The organism is Planctomyces sp. SH-PL62 (genome assembly GCF_001610895.1).
Classification (GTDB): Bacteria; Planctomycetota; Planctomycetia; order Isosphaerales; family Isosphaeraceae; genus Paludisphaera.
On the sequence record NZ_CP011273.1, the window covers coordinates 1,494,494 to 1,516,127 of the forward strand.

The 21,634-nt window shown below is 69.9% G+C and carries 16 protein-coding genes and 1 pseudogene; 7 read left to right on the top strand and 10 right to left on the bottom strand.

Translation table 11 applies throughout. The annotated features are described in order from the left end of the window. Positions 1-90 precede the first annotated feature (90 nt). From lepB (VT85_RS05835) to chrA, 4 genes and pseudogenes are all read left to right on the top strand, one after another. Entirely contained in the window at positions 91-1,545 is a 1,455-nt protein-coding gene (gene lepB / locus VT85_RS05835; protein WP_068411890.1) for a signal peptidase I, read from the top strand. A 66-nt stretch (positions 1,546-1,611) separates the two neighbouring features. After that, positions 1,612-3,372: a signal peptidase I gene (gene lepB, locus VT85_RS05840; protein ID WP_068411893.1), complete on the top strand. Its 1,761-nt coding sequence runs from the start codon at positions 1,612-1,614 to the stop codon at positions 3,370-3,372. A gap of 67 nt (positions 3,373-3,439) precedes the next feature. Then, a pseudogene (gene lptB / locus VT85_RS05845) lies at positions 3,440-4,159 on the top strand (LPS export ABC transporter ATP-binding protein); the annotation flags it as partial. A 696-nt stretch (positions 4,160-4,855) separates the two neighbouring features. Further along, positions 4,856-6,061 carry a chromate efflux transporter gene (gene chrA, locus VT85_RS05850; protein ID WP_068411896.1) on the top strand — a complete coding sequence of 402 codons (1,206 nt, stop codon included), beginning with the start codon at positions 4,856-4,858 and terminating at the stop codon, positions 6,059-6,061. A gap of 105 nt (positions 6,062-6,166) precedes the next feature. On the opposite strand, the gene leuS is transcribed toward chrA, so the two are convergent. Next, entirely contained in the window at positions 6,167-9,052 is a 2,886-nt protein-coding gene (gene leuS / locus VT85_RS05855) for a leucine--tRNA ligase (protein ID WP_068411899.1), read from the bottom strand. Between the two features lie 548 nt (positions 9,053-9,600). On the opposite strand from leuS, the gene VT85_RS05860 reads away from it, so the two are divergent. After that, a complete protein-coding gene (locus VT85_RS05860; RefSeq protein ID WP_068411902.1) occupies positions 9,601-10,827 on the top strand; it encodes a peptidoglycan recognition family protein in 1,227 nt (408 codons plus the stop codon). Between the two features lie 55 nt (positions 10,828-10,882). Here VT85_RS05860 and VT85_RS05865 read toward each other — a convergent pair whose 3' ends face one another. The 7 genes from VT85_RS05865 to pyrR all read right to left on the bottom strand — a co-directional run bounded on the left by VT85_RS05865 (position 10,883) and on the right by pyrR (position 17,638). Beyond that, positions 10,883-11,488: an NUDIX domain-containing protein gene (locus tag VT85_RS05865; RefSeq protein ID WP_068411905.1), complete on the bottom strand. Its 606-nt coding sequence runs from the start codon at positions 11,486-11,488 to the stop codon at positions 10,883-10,885. Beyond that, entirely contained in the window at positions 11,485-12,366 is an 882-nt protein-coding gene (sucD, locus tag VT85_RS05870) for a succinate--CoA ligase subunit alpha (RefSeq protein ID WP_068411908.1), read from the bottom strand. The genes VT85_RS05865 and sucD overlap by 4 nt, the downstream gene beginning before the upstream one ends. 84 nt (positions 12,367-12,450) lie before the next feature. Continuing rightward, on the bottom strand, positions 12,451-13,704 hold the full coding sequence (sucC, locus tag VT85_RS05875; protein WP_068411911.1) for an ADP-forming succinate--CoA ligase subunit beta: 1,254 nt from the start codon (positions 13,702-13,704) through the stop codon (positions 12,451-12,453). A 163-nt stretch (positions 13,705-13,867) separates the two neighbouring features. Next, on the bottom strand, positions 13,868-14,581 hold the full coding sequence (locus VT85_RS05880) for an NYN domain-containing protein (protein ID WP_068411914.1): 714 nt from the start codon (positions 14,579-14,581) through the stop codon (positions 13,868-13,870). A 107-nt stretch (positions 14,582-14,688) separates the two neighbouring features. Further along, entirely contained in the window at positions 14,689-15,999 is a 1,311-nt protein-coding gene (locus tag VT85_RS05885; protein ID WP_068411917.1) for a dihydroorotase, read from the bottom strand. A gap of 54 nt (positions 16,000-16,053) precedes the next feature. Beyond that, positions 16,054-17,067, bottom strand: a complete 1,014-nt coding sequence (locus tag VT85_RS05890; protein WP_261340564.1) for an aspartate carbamoyltransferase catalytic subunit — start codon at positions 17,065-17,067, stop codon at positions 16,054-16,056. 13 nt (positions 17,068-17,080) lie between these two features. After that, a complete protein-coding gene (pyrR, locus tag VT85_RS05895; protein WP_068411920.1) occupies positions 17,081-17,638 on the bottom strand; it encodes a bifunctional pyr operon transcriptional regulator/uracil phosphoribosyltransferase PyrR in 558 nt (185 codons plus the stop codon). A 281-nt stretch (positions 17,639-17,919) separates the two neighbouring features. Here pyrR and ispH point away from each other — a divergent pair, with 281 nt between their 5' ends. Then, positions 17,920-18,885, top strand: a complete 966-nt coding sequence (gene ispH, locus VT85_RS05900; protein WP_068411923.1) for a 4-hydroxy-3-methylbut-2-enyl diphosphate reductase — start codon at positions 17,920-17,922, stop codon at positions 18,883-18,885. Between the two features lie 13 nt (positions 18,886-18,898). Here the strand turns inward: ispH and VT85_RS05905 are convergent, their stop codons facing one another. Next, complete coding sequence (locus tag VT85_RS05905) at positions 18,899-19,696, bottom strand: hypothetical protein (protein ID WP_068411926.1); 798 nt, start codon at positions 19,694-19,696, stop codon at positions 18,899-18,901. A 95-nt stretch (positions 19,697-19,791) separates the two neighbouring features. Further along, a complete protein-coding gene (locus VT85_RS05910) occupies positions 19,792-20,217 on the bottom strand; it encodes a hypothetical protein (protein ID WP_068411929.1) in 426 nt (141 codons plus the stop codon). A gap of 324 nt (positions 20,218-20,541) precedes the next feature. On the opposite strand from VT85_RS05910, the gene VT85_RS05915 reads away from it, so the two are divergent. Beyond that, entirely contained in the window at positions 20,542-21,561 is a 1,020-nt protein-coding gene (locus VT85_RS05915) for a 3-oxoacyl-ACP synthase III family protein (RefSeq protein ID WP_068411932.1), read from the top strand. Positions 21,562-21,634: the final 73 nt, after the last annotated feature.

Genomic DNA, 21,634 nt, shown 5'->3' on the forward strand with positions numbered 1-21,634 from the left:
CGGGGCGCGGCCCCCGCGCCGTGCCCCATCCCGCCCGGCGGTTCGCATCGGGCGAGCCCGCCGCCCGACCTCGAAAGGGGACGATCACCCATGGACGCGACGCCCTCGATCCAGGAGCCGGCCGACGTCGGAGAGGCCGCGACGGCCGGGGTGGCGCGGCAGACCGTGGACCTCCTGGTCGCGCTCTGCCTGGGCGTGCTCCTCTTCCGCACCTTCTCCGCCGAGGCCTACGTCGTCCCGACCGGGTCGATGGCGCCGACGCTCCTGGGCCACCATCGCGAGCTGACCTGCGCCAACTGCCAGTTCCCGTTCGACGTCGGGCTGGACGAGGAGGCCCCGCCGGCCCGCCCCGTCTGCCCCAACTGCGGCCGCGCCGGGTCCGACGCCCAGCCGGTCGTCGCCTGCAACGGCGACCGCGTCCTCGTCCAGAAGTTCCTCTACGACTTCCGCGCCCCGGGACGCTGGGAGGTGGCGGTCTTCCACTTCCCCGGCGATCCCTCGCAGGCGTACGTCAAGCGAGTGGTGGGCCTCCCCGGCGAGTCGATCCGGATCGCCGGCGGGGACGTCTGGGTCGACGGGGTGGTCGCGCGCAAGAGCCTCCAGGACGTCCGCGCGATGCGGATCCTCGTCCACGACAGCCGCTACGTCCCGGCCGATTCCGATCGCTATCCCCGCTGGTCGTTCCGCCGGGGGACGACGGCCCGGCCCGAGCCCACCGGCTGGACCCAGGGACCCGACGGCTTCCGCCGCGCGGCGACCGAACCGGAAGGGGATGCCGAGGACTGGCTGACCTACCGCAACTGGGATCCCGCGCTCGACCGCTACGCCCCGATCCGCGACTTCTACGGCTACAACGGCGGCGACTCCCGATCGGACAACGCCGTGAGGGACGTGGGCCTGGAGGCCCGCGTGGCCCTCGGACCGGGCGTCGAATCGCTGGCGGTCAGCCTTCGGTCCGGCGGCGACCGCTTCGTGGTCAGGATCCCGACCCGCCCCGAGGAGCCCGTCGAGGTCGTCCGCAACGGCGCGCGACGGAAGGTCTTCATCCTGGGCAATCCGCTGGCCTCCGACGGCGGCGCCGAGACGACCCACACCCTCGAAGCTTCGCTTTTCGACGACCGGCTGATGGTCGCCGTCGACGGATCGCTCCTGTTCGAGCCGCTCGACTACGACGACCCCGACGACGGCCCCGGAAACGACGAATCCCCCATCGCGCTGGGAGTCCGAGGGGGGACGCTCCACGTCCCCGAGGTTCGGATCTTCCGCGACGTCCACTACACCAGCTCCCTGGGGGCGGCGCACCGCCGGCCGCACGCGGTGCTCGACGCCTACCGGCTCGGCGAGGGGGAATACTTCGTGCTGGGAGACAACAGCCCGATTTCCAACGACTCGCGGTTCTGGGCCGAGGGGCCCGTCGTCCCTCGCTCCCTGTTCCTGGGGAAGCCGTTCCTGGTCCACCTCCCCGGCAAGCTCGTGGCCCTGGAGGTCATGGGGCGGTCGTTTTACTGGATTCCCGATCCCAGGCGAATTCGTTACATTCACTAAATGGCCCGCCCGGAACCCGCTCCGGCCCCGGATACCCGCCCTCCTCGGTTTAGAGACCCAATCATCATGGGACGGACCGCCGCCTCGCCCCCCCCGGCCCCTTCCTCGAAGTCGTCGGGGACCGCGACCGATCCCCGGAGCCGGGGGGCCGCCACGGCCCGTTCGGGCGACGGTCTCCGCGAGACGCTGGAGGCCCTCGTCGTCGCGGCGGTCGCCGCCCTGGTCGTCCGCGGGTTCGAGGCCCAGGCGTTCGTCATCCCGACCGGGTCGATGGCGCCGACCCTGATGGGGCGGCACAAGGAGGTCGTCTGCCCCCAGTGCGGGTTCCTCTACTCCGTCAACGCCTCCGAGGAGGTCGAGGGGAGCGGGCCCCTCCGCCCGGTCTATTCCGGCGTCTGCGTGAACTGCCGCCATCAGGCCACCCGGCTCGACGACGCCCCCAGCTACAAGGGAGACCGCATCCTGGTCTCCATGTTCCCCTACGACCTCCCCTCGCTCCCCGGGGCCTCCCCCCCGGAGCGCTACGACGTGGTCGTGTTCCGGTATCCCGAGGAGCCCGAAGTCAGCTACATCAAGCGACTCGTCGGCCTCCCCGGCGAGACCATCCGGATCCACCACGGGGATCTCTACATCAGGCCCCCGGGGGCCTCCGACTTCCGGCTCCAGCGCAAGCCCCTGGAGCACCTGAAGGGGATGCAGATCCCGGTCTACGACGACACCTGCCAGCCCCGGATCTTCCGAGAACGGTCCGAATGGCGACGATGGGGCCCTGAGCCCCCGACGGCCGGCTGGAAGGTCGGCGAACCGGGCCTGAGCTTCTACCGCTGCGACGCCGCGACCGAGGAGTGGGCCGACCTCCGCTATCGGCACCTCGTCCCCGAGCCCGAGCAGTGGGAGGCCCTCCTGAACGACCGGACGCCCTCGCGAGGCCCCCGGCCCACCCTGATCACCGACTTCTACTCGTACAACACGAACCTCCCGGCCGAGAACTCCGACCTCAACGGGTCGAGGGGGGACACCCGCAACGCCTGGCTCCAGCCCCACTGGGTCGGCGACCTGACCCTCGCGGCCGACCTGGACGTCCAGTCCGATCGGGGCGAGATCCGCATGGAGCTGGTGAAGGGTGGCGTCCGCCACTTCGCCGAGATCGACGTCGCCACCGGCAAGACGAGGTTCCTCCGGGGCGAGGAGATCCTGGCCGAGTTCGACGGCCCGGTCGTCGGCCCGGGCAAGCGTCGGCTGGAGTTCGGGAACGTCGACGACCGCCTCACCCTGCTGGTCGACGGCGAACCGATCGGCGGCGAAGGGGTGGAGTTCGACCTCGGCGACGCGGTCCCGGAGCCCACCGCGGCCGACCTCTCGCCCGCCGCCGTCTCCGCCCGAGGGGCGATCGTTTCCGCGAGCGACCTTGTCCTGAAACGGGATATCTACTATACCCAGACGCCGGGCTACACCGATTACGGCCCGGTCTGGGAGGATCGGGAACCGAGACGGCCGTCCGAGCTGTTCGATTTCCTCTCCAACCCCGCCCGGTTCCCCAACCTCGCGCGGGTCCGCAGCGAGGAGTACGAGCTGGGCGACGATCGGTTCATGATGATGGGCGACAACAGCCCTCGGAGCAAGGACAGCCGAGGCTGGGATTCGTTCGATCGAGCCTGGGACACCGTCGACCGCCAGTCCTGGGAAGTCCCCCGGAGCCTGGTGACCGGCAAGGCCTTCTTCGTCTACTGGCCCCACGGCGTCCCGTTCGGTCCCGACTTCCGGCTCAGCCGGGACTTCCGCGTCCCGTTCCGCCCCTACTTCGAGCGGATGCGGTGGATCCGCTGATCCGATCCGACGCCCCGCACCCCCGAACTGACCCGTTGCGCGTTTCACGATCACGGAGGATCGAGCGATGGCCCTGCTGGAAGTCCGCGCCCTGGAGAAGTGGTACGGCCGTCGCCAGGTCGTGAACGGGGTCGAGTTCGACGTCGAACAGGGCGAGGTCGTCGGCCTCCTGGGCCCCAACGGCGCCGGCAAGACCACCAGCTTCCGCATGACCATCGGCCTGATCGACGCCGACGGCGGCTCCGTCGTCTTCGACGGCCGCGACGTCACCAAGCTGCCGATGTACCTCCGCGCCCGCGCCGGCATGGGCTATCTGGCCCAGGACTCCAGCGTCTTCCGCCAGCTCACCGTCGAACAGAACCTGATGGCGATCCTCGAAACCCGCCACGACATGACGCGCAAGCAGCGCAAGGATCGACTCGACGACCTGGTCGACCGCTTCGGGCTCGGCAAGATCCGCAAGACCAAGGCCCACATGGTCTCCGGCGGCGAACGCCGACGCACCGAGATCGCCCGGGCGCTGATCACCGACCCCAAGCTGATCATGCTCGACGAGCCGTTCGCGGGCATCGACCCCAAGACGGTCGGCGAGATCCAGGAGCAGATCCGTGACCTGGTCGACACCTTCAACATCGGCATCCTGCTGACCGACCACCAGTTCCGCGAGACCCTGGAAGTCACCGACCGCTGCTACGTCATCCGCGAAGGCCGGGTCTTCGCCTACGGCGACCGCGAGCAGATCCTCAACAACGCCGACGTCCGCCGCTACTACATCGGCGAGCGGTTCGACGGCGGCCACCTGCTCGACTCGCAGCGCCCCGTCATGTCGCTCTCGAAGACCCAGCCGTCGCTGCCGCCGACCCCGCCCCCGCCGCCCCCCCGGCGCAAGCCCCCCCGCCGACCGCCGAGCCCGACGATCCCGAGACCGTCCGGAGCGAGATCGCCGACGAGGGCCGAGGCTACGTCCAGGGGGGGACGCACTCGATCCAGATCAACCAGCTCCCGCCCGACTTCAACGTCGACGACCTCTACAAGAAGTGAGCGAGCCACCCGGGCCGCCCCCGTCGCGATTGGGTTCGTTCGCGCCGACCGCGCAACGTACCCGATCGACGTAAACCTAAGAATAAAAACCGTTTAAGCCCAGATTTCGGCCTCCCGGATTGGCTTCGTTCGGCGGATTTCGCCGCGCCCCCGTCCCTCGTTCCGGTCGGATCGGACTGCCCTCGTCCGGCTCGCCGCGCGACATCCCCTGGATGGAGGATGCATCGGGATCGGCGATTGCGCTTCGGGCCGAAGGTTCGCTTCACGACCCAGCGCCGCGGCAGCCGGACGAATGCTCGGTTGGTCCGCCTGGATGCGGTGGACCGCCCTCGCCGACAGGGCGTCCCTTGCCCCGCATCACCACGCCGCTATCCTACTAGGCGAGGCCCCCTGCGGTCAGGCTGGGCCTCATCGTCAGGTGGGCGGGTCGTGGGGGATGCTCATGGAACAGGGGCGGGCGAGCCAGGACGCCGGGAGGGCCCCGGAGCTTGCGGGGGAGGCGGCCTCGCTCGGCGAGATCGCCCTGGTGTTCCTCCGCCTGGGGGCGACCTCCTTCGGCGGCCCGGCGGCCCACATCGCCCTGATGGAGCACGAGGTCGTCCGCCGCAGGGGCTGGCTCTCTCCGGCCGAGTTCCTCGACCTGTTGGGGGCGACGAACCTGATCCCCGGGCCCAACTCGACCGAGATGGCCATCCACGTCGGCTGGCACCGGGCGCGCTGGGCCGGGCTACTGGTGGCCGGGGCCTGCTTCATCGCCCCGGCGGCCCTGATCGTCCTGGGCCTCGCCTGGGCCTACGTCCGGTTCGGCCACCGGCCCGAGGCCGCCGGCCTGCTCTACGGCGTCAAGCCGGTGATCATCGCCGTGGTCGTGCAGGCCCTCTGGCGGCTCGGGCGGAACGCCCTGAAGTCGAGGACGCTGATGGTCGTCGCCGCCCTGTGCGTGACCATCAACGCCCTGGGCGTGGATGAACTGGTCGTCCTCCTCGGTGCGGGCCTCCTCGTCGTCGCGCTCCGACGATCCGCCTCGGTGGGGAGGGGGGTGGCTGATTCCGGGGGGATGGCCGTCGCCCCACTCGCCCTGGTCCAGCTCGGCGCGGCGGCGGGGGCGACGGCACCGTTCGGCCTGCTGCCGCTGTTCCTGTTCTTTCTCAAGGTCGGCTCGGTCCTCTTCGGCAGCGGCTATGTCCTGCTGGCCTTCCTGCGCGCCGACCTCGTCGACCGGTGGGGCTGGCTGACCGAGGCTCAGTTGCTCGACGCCGTCGCCGTGGGCCAGTTCACGCCGGGTCCGGTCTTCACGACCGCCACCTTCGTCGGCTTTCTCCTGGGCGGCCTGCCGGGTGCGGGACTGGCGACGCTGGGGATCTTCCTGCCCGCTTTCCTGTTCGTGGCGATCAGCGGCCCGCTGGTGCCCCGCATCCGCCGATCGCCGGCGGCCGGGGCGTTCCTCGACGGGGTGAACGCCGCCTCGCTGGCGTTGATGGCCGTCGTCACCTGGCGGCTTGGCGAGGCCGCCCTGGTGGACCCGACGACGATCGCCCTGGCCTTCTTGAGCGGGGCCGTGCTGCTGCGGACCCCGATCAACTCGGCCTGGCTGGTCGTCGCCGGCGGGGTGATCGGGATACTCGCCTCGGCGTCCGGCCTGCGGTGAGCCCCCCCAGGATTACGAGCGGCTGGGCGAGACGCTCTCCGTCCCGCAGAACGTCGCATCCAGCCTGCTCATGCTTCGCCCTTCGCCTGGGGGTCGGAGCAGGCCCTAATTCGCCACGAAGTTGATCAGCTTGCCCGGCACGACGACGACCTTGCGGACGGTCTTGCCGGCCAGCAGGGCCGCGATCTTCTCGTCGGCCCGCGCGACCGCCTCGATGGCCTGGGCGTCGGCCTCGGCCGGGACCAGGATCTTGCTGCGCAGCTTGCCCAGGATCTGGACGGGGATCTCGATCTCGTCTTCCTTGAGCAAGGCGGGATCGAAGGTCGGCCAGGGTTCGTAGGCGAGCGTCCGGTCATGGCCGAGGATTTCCCAAAGCTCCTCGGCGGCGTGGGGGGCCATCGGCGCGAGCAGCAGGGTGAAGGTCTCCATGGCCGACTTCGGCCGGACCTCCGCGCCGGTGAAGGCGTTGACGAACTCCATCAGCCGGCTGACGGCCGTGTTGAACCGCAACGCCTCGTAGTCGTCCCCCACGGCGGCCACGGTCCGGGCGATCAGCTTGGCCTGCTCGGGCGTCGGCTCGACGTCCTTCACGCGGGCGTCGGCGCGGACCTCCTCGGCCTCGGCGTCGACGATCATCCGCCAGGCCCGGCCCAGGAACCGATAGACCCCCTCGACCCCCTTCATGCTCCAGGGCTTCACCGCTTCGAGCGGACCCATGAACATTTCGTAGAGCCGCAGGCTGTCCGCGCCGTATTCGGAGACGACGACGTCCGGGTTGATCACGTTCCCCCGGCTCTTGGACATCTTGTGGGCGCGGGCGTCGACCCGGACGTCGGGCGCGTCCTTGAGGACGAACCCCTCCCCCTTCTTGACCACCTGGTCGTCGTCGAGCTTCACGAACTCCAGGGGGCTGGAGGCGTCCCCCTTGCGGAAGACGCCGTCGTCCGTGTGCGCGACCTGCTGGGACGAGACCCAGGCGCCGGAGGCGTCGCGATAGGCGTGATACTCGGTCTCGCCCAGGATCATCCCCTGGTTGATCAGCCGCTGGAACGGCTCCGCCGTGCTGACGAGCCCGCGGTCGTAGAGCAGCTTGTGCCAGAACCGGCTGTAGAGGAGGTGGAGCACCGCGTGCTCGGCCCCGCCGACGTAGAGGTCGACCGGGAGCCAGTACTTCTCCTTCTCGGGGTCCCAGGCGCGTTCGGTGTTCTTGGGGTCGATGTAGCGGAGGTAGTACCAGCAGGATCCGGCCCACTGGGGCATCGTGTTGGTCTCGCGACGGTACTGGTCCGAATAGCGGACCCAGTCCACGGCCTTGCTCAGCGGCGGCTCGGGCTTGCCGGTCGGCTTGAAGTCGTCGAGGTCGGGGAGGAGGACCGGCAGTTCGTCCTCGCCCACGGGGACCACCCGATCGGACGAATCGAGCACGACCGGGAAGGGCTCTCCCCAGTAGCGCTGGCGTGAGAAGAGCCAGTCGCGGAGCTTGTAGTTGACGGCTTTTTTCCCGAGCCCGTTCTCGGCGAGCCAGGCGGTGATCGCCGGCTTGGCCTCGGCCGTGGGGAGGCCGTCGAGCGCGAACGACTCGTTCCGCGACTGGATCGCGACCCCTTCGTCGTGAAAGACGTCGAGGAACGCGCCCGGGTCGGCCTTGTAGGCGTCCCGGAGCGCGGCCGGGTCGGCGGACGCTTCCTGGAGCGTCGGCCCGGCGTGGGCGGCGAGCCAGGCCGCCGGGGGTTCGACGACGGCCGTGATGGGAAGGCCGAAGGTCTGCGCGAACTCGAAGTCGCGCTCGTCGTGGCCCGGGACGGCCATGATCGCGCCGGTGCCGTAGCCCATGAGCACGTAGTCGGCGATCCAGATCGGGATCGTCGTCCCGGCCACGGGGTTCACCGCATGACCGCCGGTGAAGACGCCGGTCTTGGTCTTGGCCAGGTCGGTCCGGTCCAGGTCGCTCTTGCGGGTGGCCTGCTCGCGGTACTTCGCGACGGCCTCGCGGCGGTCGGGCTTGGTCAGGCGGTCGACGAGCGGGTGCTCGGGGGCGAGGACCATGTAGGTCGCGCCGAAGAGGGTGTCCGGGCGCGTCGTGTAGACCCGGATCACGTCGTCGGCGGGCGATTCGGGGAAGGGGCCGGCGGGGCGGGCTTTCGGCCCGTCGCCGAGCACGATCGGGAAGTCGACCTCGGCGCCCTCGCTCCGGCCGACCCACTTGCGCTGCATGTCCTTGACCGGCTTCGGCCAGTCGACGATGTCGAGGTCGTCGACGAGGCGGTCGCCGTAGGCGGTGATCCGGAGCATCCACTGGGTGAGCGGCATGCGGGTCACGGGATGGCCCCCACGCTCGCTCTTGCCGTCGATGACCTCCTCGTTCGCCAGCACCGTGCCCAGCGCCGAGCACCAGTTGACGGGGACCTCGGCGCGATAGGCGAGGCGCTTCGAGTCGCGATACGCGACCGGGTCGGCCCCTTCGGGGATGGGGAGGTCGGCGATGGGGCGGCCCTTGCCCTTGCGGGGGCGGCCCTGGGCGTCGGTCCATTCGAAGTGGGGGTCGTACCAGGTGTCGTGGATCTTGAGGAAGATCCACTGCGTCCACTTGTAGTAGTCGGGCGCCGTGGTGTCGATCTCGCGGGACCAGTCGTAGGAGAAGCCCAGCGACTTGATCTGGCGGCGAAAGTTGTCGACGTTGGCCTGGGTGGTGATCCGGGGGTGGGTGTTGGTCTGGACGGCGTACTGCTCGGCCGGCAGGCCGAAGGCGTCCCAGCCCATCGGGTGCAGGACGTTGAACCCCCGCATCCGCTTGAAGCGGCAGACGATGTCGGTGGCGGTGTAGCCCTCGGGATGGCCGACGTGCAGCCCCGCGCCGCTGGGGTAGGGGAACATGTCCAGGATGTAGAGCTTGGGCCGCTCGCGATCGAGGTCGGGGGTCGCGAACGTCTGGTGCTGCTCCCAGTAGGCCTGCCACTTGGGCTCGATCCGCTGAGGATGGTACGCGGGCATGGGGATGACTCTCCGGCGCGAAGCGGGGCGCGCCTCGACCTCTCGATTCGTCTCGTGTCCTTTAGCGAAAACGGCCCGCCGAGACTCCGGGGGCCGTTCGCCGATCGAAAAATCGAGCATACCGTTTCCCAACCGCGATCGCCAGCACGCCTGATCCGCGGCGGGGCCCGGAGAGCCGCCCGCCGTCGCGACCCGCGCCGCCGCCCCGACCCGCGACGGCCCGAAATCCATCCCGACCCTTGCGACCGACGCAAGTCTCCTAATCGCATTCCTGACATGTGTAAGAATACTGAATCTTGCAATCGTTTGTCATTCTTACAAGCCGTCCGCCCCCCCTTCGGTGCGGAGACTTGAGGAAATCTCCGAAAAAGGGCCCGGTTTTCCGCACGTCGGACGATCGGCGTGTAGACTTGAGTCGAAGCCGAGATTTCCGGCCCCTCGCCTCGATCGCTTCGGCCGATGGTTCGGCATCGCTCTTGCGATTGGGGGAAGTCGAGGCTCGACTCGGGACGTCGAGCGAATGACCGGCCCGGCTAGGAGATGGGACAATGGCCATGAGAGAATCGGCCCCGTTCGTTGTGCGCGCCCAGAAGGCGTGGATCGCGGCGGCCGTCGTCGGCGCCCTGCTGACGGCCGGCTGCAAACATCAGCGCTCCGTGCTGCGGCCGGTGATGCCCGCGCCCCGCGGCATGATCTCGACCCCCGGCTGCACCAATTGCGGCACCAGCGGCGCGACGGTCGTGACCGAGCCGGGCTCGGCCGTGATCCGCGACGGCGGCCCCGCCGGGCTGTCGAGCGAGCCCGTCATCCGCGAGCCGGGCGGTGCGCTCGATTCGAGCGTGCCGAGGCTGGAATCCCCCTCGTCGATGATCGAGTCGACGCCGAGCACGCGACGCTCTCCGTCCCGCGAGGTCCCGCCGACGGCGACTCCCGACGAGCCGGGCCTGGAACTGGCGCCCGCCTCGACGAGCCGTTCGCGGAGCCTGCGTCCGCCGATCGAATCCAAGTCCTCGGGCAAGGCCCCCGAGCTTTCGGCGCCCGCGCCGGCGGCGGCGGGCTCGACCGGGATGAACGTGGGCCGAGACAGCCTCCGCACCACCTCGAACACGGGCGTCGTCCGTCGAGCGAGCGCCCAGGACCCGTTGCAGGCGTTCTTCGCCCCGGACGCGGCCGACGACCTCCACTTCCCCAGCAAGGCCGATCGGCCCTGGAAGTACATCGTCGTCCATCACAGCGCGACGGAGGCCGGCTCGTACGGCGAGATCGACTCCGAGCATCGCAAGCTGCTGGGCTTCGACGGCTGCGGCTACCACTTCGTGATCGGCAACGGCACCGGCAGCGGCGACGGCCAGATCGAGGTCGCCCAGCGCTGGGTCAACCAGAAGCACGGCGTCCACTGCCGCAACGCCCGACGGGCCGACATCGACGAGTACGGCATCGGCGTCTGCCTGATCGGCGATTTCGAAAAGGCCCCGCCGACCGCACGCCAGATGGCCGCGCTGAAGGCGCTGACCGCCTACCTCAGCGAGCGTTACCGGATCGATCAGGACCGCGTGGAGTCGCATTCGCACGTCGCCGCGACCCCGACCGTCTGCCCCGGCAAGCACTTCCCGAGCGACGGCCTGGACGTGCCGGCCCGTCGGACCGAGGCCCAGGCCGACGCGACGCGGACCCGGACCCCGAACATCACCAACAGCCGCCCCGTGCCGACCGCCTGGCGGCTCCGCGAAGTCGGCCCCGCCCCGGCCCCGGTGGACGAGGCCCCGGTCCGCTGAACCCGGACCGACCGCGCCGGGGGAGGCCCGGCCGACGACCCGCAGGGAAGCGGGTTCAGTCCCGGCCGCCGAGGCGTCGCGTCGCCTCGTGCAGGATCGCGATGACCGACATCGAGTCGGTGATCTCGCCGCGCCGGAGCATTCGCCAGGCCTCGTCCCAGGGGACCCGGCAGACTTCCAGGCGTTCGGTCCCTTCCGGCTCGCTCTCGCCGGGGGTGAGGCCGGTCGCGCGGAAGATGTAGGCGATCTCGTCGCTGACCGAGTTGGAGAGGTGGCTCGTGGCGACGAGTTCGAGGGAGCGGCAGGAGAGGCCGGTCTCCTCCTTCAATTCCCGAATGGCCGTGGCCTCGGGGGATTCGGAAATCGGACAGCCTCCCTCGGGGATCTCCCAGGAGTAGGCGTCCAGCGGGTAGCGGTGCTGGCCGACGAGCCAGACCGAGCCGTCGTCCTCGACGGGGAGGACGCCGACGGCCCGGTTCTTGAACTCGACGACGCCGTAGATCCCCGGCGCGCCGTCGGGACGGACGACATGATCCTCGCGGACGCGGATCCAGGGGTTCTCGTAGACCGGACGCGAGCCGAGGGTCCGCCAGGGATTCTCGGGCGTGGCCGCGTCCGGCCGTGGGGGGGTCGGAGGATCGGGATCGGGGGACCGGCTCACGCGCCGATCGCTTCCTTGAGGGCCAGGCCCATGTCGGCCGGGCTCTTGGCGACCCGGATGCCCGCGGCTTCCAGGGCGGCGATCTTGTCGGACGCCTTGCCGGAGCCGCCGGAGATGATCGCGCCGGCGTGTCCCATGCGCTTGCCCGGAGGGGCGGTCTGGCCGGCGATGAAGGCGGCCATCGGCTTGGTGAACTTGCCGGACGCCTTGAACTCGGCGGCCTGCTCCTCGGCGTTGCCGCCGATCTCGCCCATCATCAGGACGGCGTCGGTGTCGGGGTCGTTCTCGAACATCTCGAGCACGTCGACGAAGCTCGTGCCGTTGACGGGATCGCCGCCGATGCCCACGCAGGTGCTCTGGCCGATGCCCAGGTTGGTGAGCTGCCAGACGCCCTCATAGGTCAGGGTGCCCGACCGGCTGACGAGGCCGACGCGGCCCGGCTTGTGGATATAGCCCGGCATGATGCCGATCTTGCAGGCGCCGGGGGTGATGACGCCGGGGCAGTTGGGGCCGATCAGGCGGACCTCGGGATGGTACGCCTTCAGGTAGGCCACGGCGCGGGCCATGTCGAGGACGGGGGTCCCCTCGGTGATGGCGATGATCACGGCGATGCCGGCGTCGGCCGCTTCCATGACGGCGTCGGCCGCGCCGGGGGCGGGGACGAAGATCATGGTGGCGTTGGCGCCGGTGGCCTTGACGGCCTCCTCGCAGCTGTCGAAGACCGGGACGCCGACGGCCTTCTCGCCGCCGCGGCCGGGGGTCACGCCGCCGACGAGGTTGGTGCCGTAGGCCTTGCACTGCTCCGAGTGGAACGCGCCCGACTTGCCGGTGATCCCCTGGCAAATGAGTCGCGTGTCTTTACCGACCAGGATGCTCATTGGATTCGATTCCGTGGATTCGTTCGGGATGGGCCCGGCGATCGCGGTCGCGACCGTCGGGGTCTTCTCGGTGTGTGCGGGGGGTCAGGCCGAATGTCGCTTGGCGGCGGCGACGACCTTCTGGGCGGCGTCGGTCAGGCCGTCGGCGGTGGTGATCTTGCGTCCGCTCTGCTCCAGGAGCTGCTTGCCCAGCTCGGAGTTGGTCCCTTCCAGGCGGACGACCAGCGGCACGCGGAAGTCGATCTCGTCGTAGGCGGCGAGCAGGGCGCGGGCGATGATGTCGCACTGCATGATGCCGCCGAAGATGTTGACGAGGACGGCGTTGACGCGGGGCGAATCGAGGAGGATGCGGAAGGCTTCGAGCACCTGGTCCTTGTCGGCGCCGCCGCCGACATCGAGGAAGTTGGCCGGCTCGCCGCCGTGGTACTTGATGAGGTCCATCGTGCTCATGGCCAGGCCGGCGCCGTTGACCAGGCAGGCGATGTCGCCGTCGAGGCTGACGTACGACAGGCCCGAACGCGCGGCCCGCAGCTCGTACGGATCTTCCTCGTCCTCGTCGACGAGGGAGGCCAGGTCCTTGTGGCGGAACATGGCGTTGTCGTCGAAGTTGAGCTTGCAGTCGAGCGCCAGGACGTCCCCCTTGTCGGTGACGATCAGGGGGTTGATCTCGGCGAGCGAGGCGTCGGAATCGAGGAAGAACTTGACGAAGTTCTTGAGGAAGACGACGCCCTTCTTGGCCGTGGCGCCGGTGAGGCCGAGCCCCTTGCAGATGCGACGGGCCTGGAAGTCGGCGAGGCCCAGGCCGACGTCGACCGGCTCGCGGGTGATCTTCTCGGGGGTCTCCTCGGCGACCTTTTCGATCTCGACGCCCCCCTCGGTGGAGGCCATGACCACGGGCCGCTGGAGGCCGCGGTCGATCGCGATGCCGAGGTAAAGCTCGCGGACGATGTCGTGGCCGACGGTGACGAGCACCTTCTTGACGACCTGGCCCTCGGCGCCGGTCTGGTAGGTGACCAGCGTCTTGCCGAGCATGCTGGCGGCGGCCTTCTCGGCGTCGGCGGCCGACTTCACGAGCTGGACGCCCTTCGCCATGCCTTCGGGGCGGGGCTTCTCTCCGCTGGCGATGGCCAGGGCATCGGCGCGGTCGACCTCGGGGCCGACGGCGACGCCCTTGCCTCGGCCGCCGGCGTGGACCTGGGCCTTGACGACCACCAGGCCGCCTCCCAGCGCCTCGTACGCCTTGGCGGCTTCGCCGGGCGTCGAGACCACGACGCCGGCGGGGACCGCGACGCCGGCCTTGCCTAGAAGTTCCTTGGCCTGATACTCATGAACCTTCATTCAAAACGGCCCTGTTTCCAAGGAGACGAGACGGGAACGGCGGCTTCGGCCGGGTTCGCCAGCGGGGGATTCTCGGCATGAATTTGTACCGCGCCGCAGGCCGACCGCCAAGGGGCGCAGGCCGGAACCGGGCCGTCGGGCGTCCGCGAACGTCGCCCCGGGATCAGCCTTCCCGGTCGATCTCGCGCTGGATCGCGGCGATGTCGGCGTCGGTGAGCATCGCGGCGCGGAGGCTGGGAACGTCGCGCACGTCCAGGTCGACGGGCCTGGCGACGCGACGGTGGTCGGGCGCGGGGGGGGCGGGCTTGGGGGCGGTTTTGCCGGGCTTCGCGGCCGACCAGGGCCGCTCGCGGGCGGGAGGATCGAGGTCGATCGCGCCGAAGACCTCTTGCCAGTAGGCGCGCTCGGCGTCGTCGAGCACCGGCGCGCGGCGGACGGCCTCCGGGTCGGGTCCGGAGGGCGCGGCGGGACGATTCTCGTAGGCGATCGTCGACATCCGGTCCAGGAAGTCGTCGGCCTTGATCGCCTGGGCCTTGCGGCTGGTGGCGGACTTGCGGACCTCGCGGTCGTTGGAGACGACGGTGAGGGTCTTGGGGGTCGAGTGGCGGGCGAGGATGCGTTCGATCCGGTCGTCGGCGCTGGCGTCGGCGACCGCGAAGACCACGGTGATCCCCCGGTAGTTGGACTCGATCGGGAAATCGGCCGGCGGCTGGTTGGCGTCGAAGACGACCGTGGTCTCGAACGCGTGGTCGCCCATCGAGCGGGCCAGGCGGTCGAGGAAGCGTCGCCGCGCATCGCGGAAGCGGTGCCGGCCCATCTTGGAGTCGACGACCCCGGCGGCGTGCATCAGGTTGTAGCCGTCGATCAGCCAGCGCATCGCGACCCCGAGACCTCCCCGTTCGTCAAAGCTCCCCAGGGAAGTCTAGGGGACGGCCGCCGAGTATCAAGTCGGGAATTCCCTTCGACTTCCGGGGAGGCGCCGGATCAGGCGGGCGACCCGCCCGACCTGACCTCGCGGACGATCCCGCCGAGGGTGTGGCGGATCTCGCCGTCGACGAGCACGGTGTGGGCGCGGCCGCGGACTTCCCAGCCGGCGTAGGGGGTGTTCCGGCTCTTGCTGCGGAACTGGGCCGGGTCGACGGTCCAGGTCGTGGTGGGGTCGATGATCGTCACGTCGGCGTCGGCGCCGGGCTTGAGCGTCCCCTTGGGGATGTTGATGAGCCTGGCCGCGTTGATCGTGAGCTTGCGGAGCGCCTCGATCCAGGAGAGGTGGCCGGGTTCGATCAGGTGGGTCACGGTGATCGGCAGGAGGGTCTCCAGGCCGACGATCCCGAACGGGGCCTGGTCCAGCTCGCGCATCTTCTTCTCGCGGGCGTGGGGGGCGTGGTCGGTGCAGAGGATCTCGATCGCGCCGTCCTTGAGGCCCTCGATGACGGCGGCCACGTCCTCGGCGGTGCGGAGCGGCGGGTTCATCTTGAAGTTCGAGTCGAACGTCCGCAGCCGGTCGTCGGTCAGGCTGAAGTGGTGGGGACAGGCCTCGGCGGTGACCCGGATCCCCCGGCGCTTGCCTTCGCGGACCAGCTCGACGGCCCTCGCGGTGGAGATGTGCTGGATGTGGAGCCGGCCGCCGGTGATCTCGGCCAGGCGGATGTCGCGGGCGACCATGATGTCCTCGGCGGCGGCGGGCATGCCCCCCAGGCCGAGCCTCATGGACTCGAAGCCCTCGTTCATGACGCCGCCGACGGTCAGCTCCATGACCTGGCAGTGCTGCATGATGACCAGGTCGAACATCTTCGAGTATTCGAGCGCCCGCCGCATGAGGCCGGCGTTGGAGACCGGTGAGCCGTCGTCGGTGAAGGCGACCGCGCCGCCGGCGACGAGCTGGCCGAGCCCCGCCAGCTCCTCCCCTTTGCGGCCCTTGCTCACGCAGCCGACGGGGTAGACGTTCGCCTGGCGGGCGCGTCTCCCCTGGAGGACCACGAACTCGGCGGTGGCCTGGGTGTCGATCGGCGGCAACGTATTGGGCATGCACGCGACCGAGGTGACGCCGCCGGCCAGCGCCGAGGCCGCCCCCGTCGCGATCGTCTCGTCGTCCTCCTGGCCGGGCTCGCGGAGGTGGACGTGGACGTCGATCAGGCCGGGAGCCACGATCAGGCCGCGGGCGTCGACGACGACGTCGGCCGCGGCGGCGGGACCGTCCGCGATCCGGCCGTCGACGATCCACAGGTCGGCGATCTGGTCAAGCTCCTGGGACGGGTCGATGATCCTTCCGCCGGTGATCTGGATGGTCGGCAAGGCGGGGTTCCCCTTGGTTGGAAGCCTTCGTGGGTCGAGGACGGCGAGGCCCGATCAGTCGACCGGGGGGGCGGCGTCCATCTTGCCGCTGAGGAGGTAAAGGACCGCCATGCGGACGGCCAGGCCGTTGCTGACCTGATTCAGGATCGCCGAATGCTTGCCGTCGGCGACCTCGGGGGTCAGCTCGACGCCCCGGTTGATCGGGCCCGGCGCCAGGATCAGGAGATCCGGCTTGGCCTTGCGGACCCGTTCCTGGGTCATCATGTAGAACTGCGAATATTCCCCGACCGACGGGAAGAGGCCCCCCTGCTGGCGCTCGAACTGGATGCGCAGGACGTTGATCACGTCGCAGCGGGGGAGGACGTCCTCAAGCCGGTAGGCGACCTCGCAGCCGAGCCGCTCCATCGCCTTCGGGACGAGCGTGGGGGGGCCGCAGAGGATGACCTTCGCCCCGAGCTTGAGCAATCCCCAGATGTTGGAGCGGGCCACCCGCGAGTGGGCGATGTCCCCCAGCAGCGCGACGGTCAGGCCCTCGACGTTCCCCTTGGCCCGCCGGATCGTCATCAGGTCGAGCAGGCCTTGCGTCGGGTGCTCGTGCGCGCCGTCGCCGGCGTTGATGATCGACGACGAGACGTGCTGGGAGAGCAGGTGGGGCGCCCCCGGCGTGGGGTGGCGGACCACCATCAGGTCGCAGCCCATCGCCTCGATGTTCTTGGCGGTGTCGATGAAGGTCTCGCCCTTGGACAGGCTCGACACCTGGGCCGAGAAGTCCTGGACGTCGGCCGACAGCCGCTTCGCGGCCAGGCTGAAGCTGGTGCGGGTGCGGGTGGAGTTCTCGAAGAACAGGTTGAAGACGATCCGGCCCTGCAGCGCGGGGACCTTCTTGCGGCTGCGGTTGGAGATCTCCGAGAACGACTCGGCGGTGTCCAGGACGGCCAGGATCTCCTCGCGGGAGAGGTCCTCCAGGCCGAGCAGGTGCTTGCGGGTCCACACGGGGGGGGCGGGTTCGGAATCCGGGCCGCCGGCGGCCGGAGGTCGCGAGTCGGCGGCGGAGGGGGCGGTCGACACGAAGGGGCTCCTCTCAGGAGGGGGAGAGGGTTTGTGGCGGGGGAGTCCTGACGATCTCGTCGGCCGGGTCGAGCGGCTGGAGCCGCACCCGGACGCGATCGAGGCGATCGGTCGCGAGCTTCAGCCCGACCACGTCGGGCTCGATCGGCAGTTCGCGCCAGCCGCGATCGACCAGCACGGCCAGGCGGATCCGCCTCGGTCGGCCCAGGTCGCACACGGCGTTGATCGCGGCCCGGATCGTCCGTCCCGTGAAAAGCACGTCGTCGACCAGTACGACGTCCGCGCCGTCCACGTCGAACGGGATCTCCGTGCCGCGCAGCACCGGCCACCGCGGAACCTGGTCGAGGTCGTCCCGGTAGAGGGTGATGTCGACGGCCCCGACGAGCGCCTCGCCACGGCCCATCGCGACGGCCTCGGCGGCCAGCCGCTCGGCCAGGGGGACGCCCCGAGACCGCACGCCGATGAGTCGCACCGGGGTCTCGGGCGTCGAGCCTTCCCAGATTCGTCCGGCCATCGCCTGGATCAATCCGCCGGTCTGCCCGGCGTCGCAAACCCGAACATCATCGTTCATCAAGACCACCCCAGTCCTCTCCCGGCGCGTCTTCTCGATCAGACCGAAGTCTAGCAGACCGACGCGCGGCCGGACAAGCGACGCGGCGGCCTCGATCGCCCGGCGGCGTGCGGTCGTGCGGGATGCCCGTCTCGGATCCGTGGGCGCGAAGGCGGAAGGGGAAGGTCGGCGAGGCGCCGGGAGCGGGTCGGGTCGGACGCGATCCGTCTTCCCCCCAGGCGTCGGCCTCCGGTAGGATGGGGGGCGAATCCATCAGACCGCGATGAGGAGCCCCCGCCCTTATGAAAATCCTCCTGGCCAACCCCCGAGGCTTCTGCGCGGGGGTGAACATGGCGATCGAATGCCTGGAACGCGCGCTCGAGTTCTTCGGGCCGCCGGTGTACGTCTATCACGAGATCGTGCACAACAAGTACGTCGTCGATCGCTTCTCCCGCCAGGGGACCGTCTTCGTCGAGACGCTCGACGAGGTGCCCGAAGGGTCGCCGCTCCTCTACAGCGCCCACGGGGTCTCGCCCGAGATCCGCGGCCAGGCCAGGGCCCGACGGCTGCTCGCCATCGACGCCACCTGCCCCCTGGTGACCAAGGTCCACCTGGAAGCGATCAAGTACGCCAAATCCGGCTACACCATCGTCCTGATCGGCCACGAAGGCCACGACGAGGTCATCGGCACGATGGGCGAGGCGCCCGACCAGATGGTGCTGGTCGAGACCGCCGAGGACGTCGAGCGGCTGGAGCTGCCCAACCCGGAGAAGGTCGCCTACCTGACCCAGACCACCTTGAGCGTGGACGACGCCAACATCGTGATCGCCGCGCTTCGGAAGAAGTTCCCGAAAATCAACAACCCGCCCAAGGACGACATCTGCTACGCCACCCAGAACCGCCAGGAAGCCGTCCGCGAGCTGGCGGCCCGCGCCGACCTGGTGCTGGTCCTGGGGAGTCAGAACAGTTCCAACAGCCGCCGGCTCGCCGAGATCGCGCTGTCGATGGGGATCCCGTCGCACCTGATCGACGGCGTTTCCGAGATCCTCCCCGAGTGGCTGGCAGGGGTGGAGACGGTCCTGATCACGGCCGGCGCCAGCGCGCCCGAGAACGTCGTCCAGGAATGCGTCGAGTTTCTCCAGCGGGAGTACGGAGCGACGTTCGACGAGGCCGTCGTCCGCGAGGAAGACGTCCACTTTCCGCTTCCCAAGTCGCTCCGCGAGCTGCTCGCCAAGGGCGAACCGCCGGCCGCCGCGCTCCGGCCCTGATCCGGGCCGACGGTCACGGCGAGGGAGGGCGATCGGCCTCGGGCCAGGCCCGGACCGGCTCGCTCAGATCCTGATGGAAGGCGAGTCGGGGTCCTTCCGGCTCGTCGTCCGTCCGCTCCACGGCCACGCTCCGCACCTCCTCGTCGACGCGACGGAGGGCGGCGACGACCAGCGCGGCGACCTGGATCAGGCAGATGGTGTGGATCATCGTGTTGCCCATCCAGAGCAACTGGGCGTGGAGGCTGAACCGAGGGCGCATCTGCAACGGCCACCCCGCCTCCAGGTTCGCGGTCTCGCAGAACAGCAGCAGCCAGACCATCGCTCCCGTCGCGGCGAGCGACCTGGTGGATTTCGAGGATTCCTCCGCCGACTCGACCCCCAGATGGGCCAGGACGTCGCCCGAGAGCCCGGCCAGCAGCGCGAACTGCGCCCACCCCAGGGCCGACCCGAGCTGGTGCCGGAACCACGCGTGATCGCCGCGCATCTGCGGGTCCCCCAGGTCGAGGAACCAGCTGCCGACGTCCACCAGGCACATCGTCAGGAGCAGTCCCGCCCGACGCTGCCAGCCCTTGTGGTCCCAGGCGCCCCAGAGCACGGTCGCCCCGGCCAGCGTCGCCCAGGGGGTCAGCGTGGCGACGATCGTGGACAGCCCGAGACGCTCGGCCCAGATCAGGATGCGCAGATCCCCGAAACGGCCGACGACCCAGAGGAGGTCGAGGAGGCAGGCCGGGACCAGCCCGATGGCCAGCAGGAGGAACCCCAGGCGACACTGTCGGTACGTCCCGAGGAAGTCGCGTCGTTGGTCGATCATGCGGCGGCTCGCCCCTCTCGCGAATTCGTCCGGCGGCGCATCAGGATGAAAGGACAGGTCATCGTATCCCGCGACGGGGAGGATCGCCAAGTCCTTCAGTCGTCCCGGCCGCCGGTCGCGGGCGGATCGCCGAAGACGATCGCCGCCTCCCCCCAGGCGGACGCCGGCGCTGGCGGCAGCTCGATTTCGACGACGATCTCGTTGCGGGCCGCAAGCTCGGGAAGCTCCGCGCGGAGGCAGCCCGGGGACGGCTCCCGCCACCGCAAGGGCTCGCCATTGAAGGCGATCGACCGGACTCCGTGCGCGGCGTCCAGCACGAATCGGGCCCGGGGCGCCGCCGGGCCCGAGCCCGGAGGGCGGCCGAAGCGGCGGCTTAATCGTATGCGGCGGGGTGGGCGTCCCGACGGCCAGGGGAACGCCCGCCAATCGGCGGGGAGGCTCACCCGGAAAGGGGGCGAGGAGGGGTCTTCGGGGTCGCTCCCCTCCCACGCGGCGCGGAGCCGGATCGGGTGTTCGGACATGGCGCGAGTCCTTGATCGGTGGCGGTCGCCGGGCCGACGACGACCTGCAAATTTTGCATTGGTATGGTCGGAAACCTCGAGGAACAGTATATTCCGATTCTTCCCTGAGTGACCCACGTCACAATCGGCGCCGTGCGTTGAGCCTATGAACTTCCGCGTGCAAGCACGCCTGGAGGTCGACTCTGCGACATCTCACGACCGGGTCGCGGCCCCGCCCGGCACGCCCCGTCAACCGATCCTTGAGAGAGCCAAAGCAGTATGGCCGGTACCAATGGTGAGATCGGCGGAGTCCGAGTCGCGGCTTCCGAGCCCCGTCCCTCGACCATGAGCAACGGGCAGGCGCACATCGCGCCCCGGACGCGCTCGCTGACCGGCGTCCAGATCCTCGGGACCGGCAGCTACGTCCCCGAGAAGGTGGTCAGCAACCTGGACCTCCAGGACACCCTCGGCTTCGATCCCGAGTGGATCGTCAACCGGACGGGGATCCACGAGCGTCGGTTCGCGCTGCCGCATCAGGCCACGAGCGACCTCTGCGCCGAGGCCGCCGCCCGCTGCCTCCGCAACGCCGACTGCGACCCCGCCGACGTCGATCTCCTGGTCCTGGCCACCTTCACGCCCGACATGGCGTTCCCCTCGACGGCCAATCTGGTCCAGGACCGGCTCAAGCTCAACTGCGCGGGGTTCGACATCCAGGCCGCCTGCGCCGGATTCGTCTTCGCCCTGGTCATCGGCTCGCAGTTCGTCGCGGCGGGGACCGGCAAGCGCGTGCTGGTGGTCGGCGGCGACTGCAACAGCCGGGTCATCAACCCCGGCGACCAGAAGAGCTACCCCCTGTTCGGCGACGGCGCCGGCGCGGTGCTGCTGGGGCCGGGGACGAAGGAGCAGGGGCTCCTGGCGTATCAGATCGGCTCCGACGGCTCGGGTTCGGACCTCCTGACCCGCCCGGCGGGAGGAAGCCGGATGCCGCCGACCGCCGAGACGGTGGAGCAGGGGCTCCATTACCTGACGATGGACGGCCGGGCCATCTTCAAGTGGGCCGTCCGCATCCTCGCCGACTCCACCCTGACGGTCCTGGGCCACGCCGGACAGGCCGTCGGCGACGTGAAGTGGTTCGTCCCCCACCAGGCCAACGTCCGGATCATCCACGCCGCCAGCGATGTCCTGGGCTTCCACCGCGACGCCGTCTTCAAGAATCTCGAGCGCTACGGCAACACCTCCGCCGGCTCGGTCCCGATCGCGCTCGACGAGCTCAACCGGGCCGGTCGGATCGACCCCGGCGACCTGGTCCTCACGTCGGGCTTCGGCTCGGGCCTGAACTGGGGCACGGTCCTCTTCCGCTGGTGAGCCGAGACTCCCCGGCTTGAAGCCTTCGAAACGAGCGGGGCGTCCCGACCGAGGAATCGGCCTGGGACGCCCC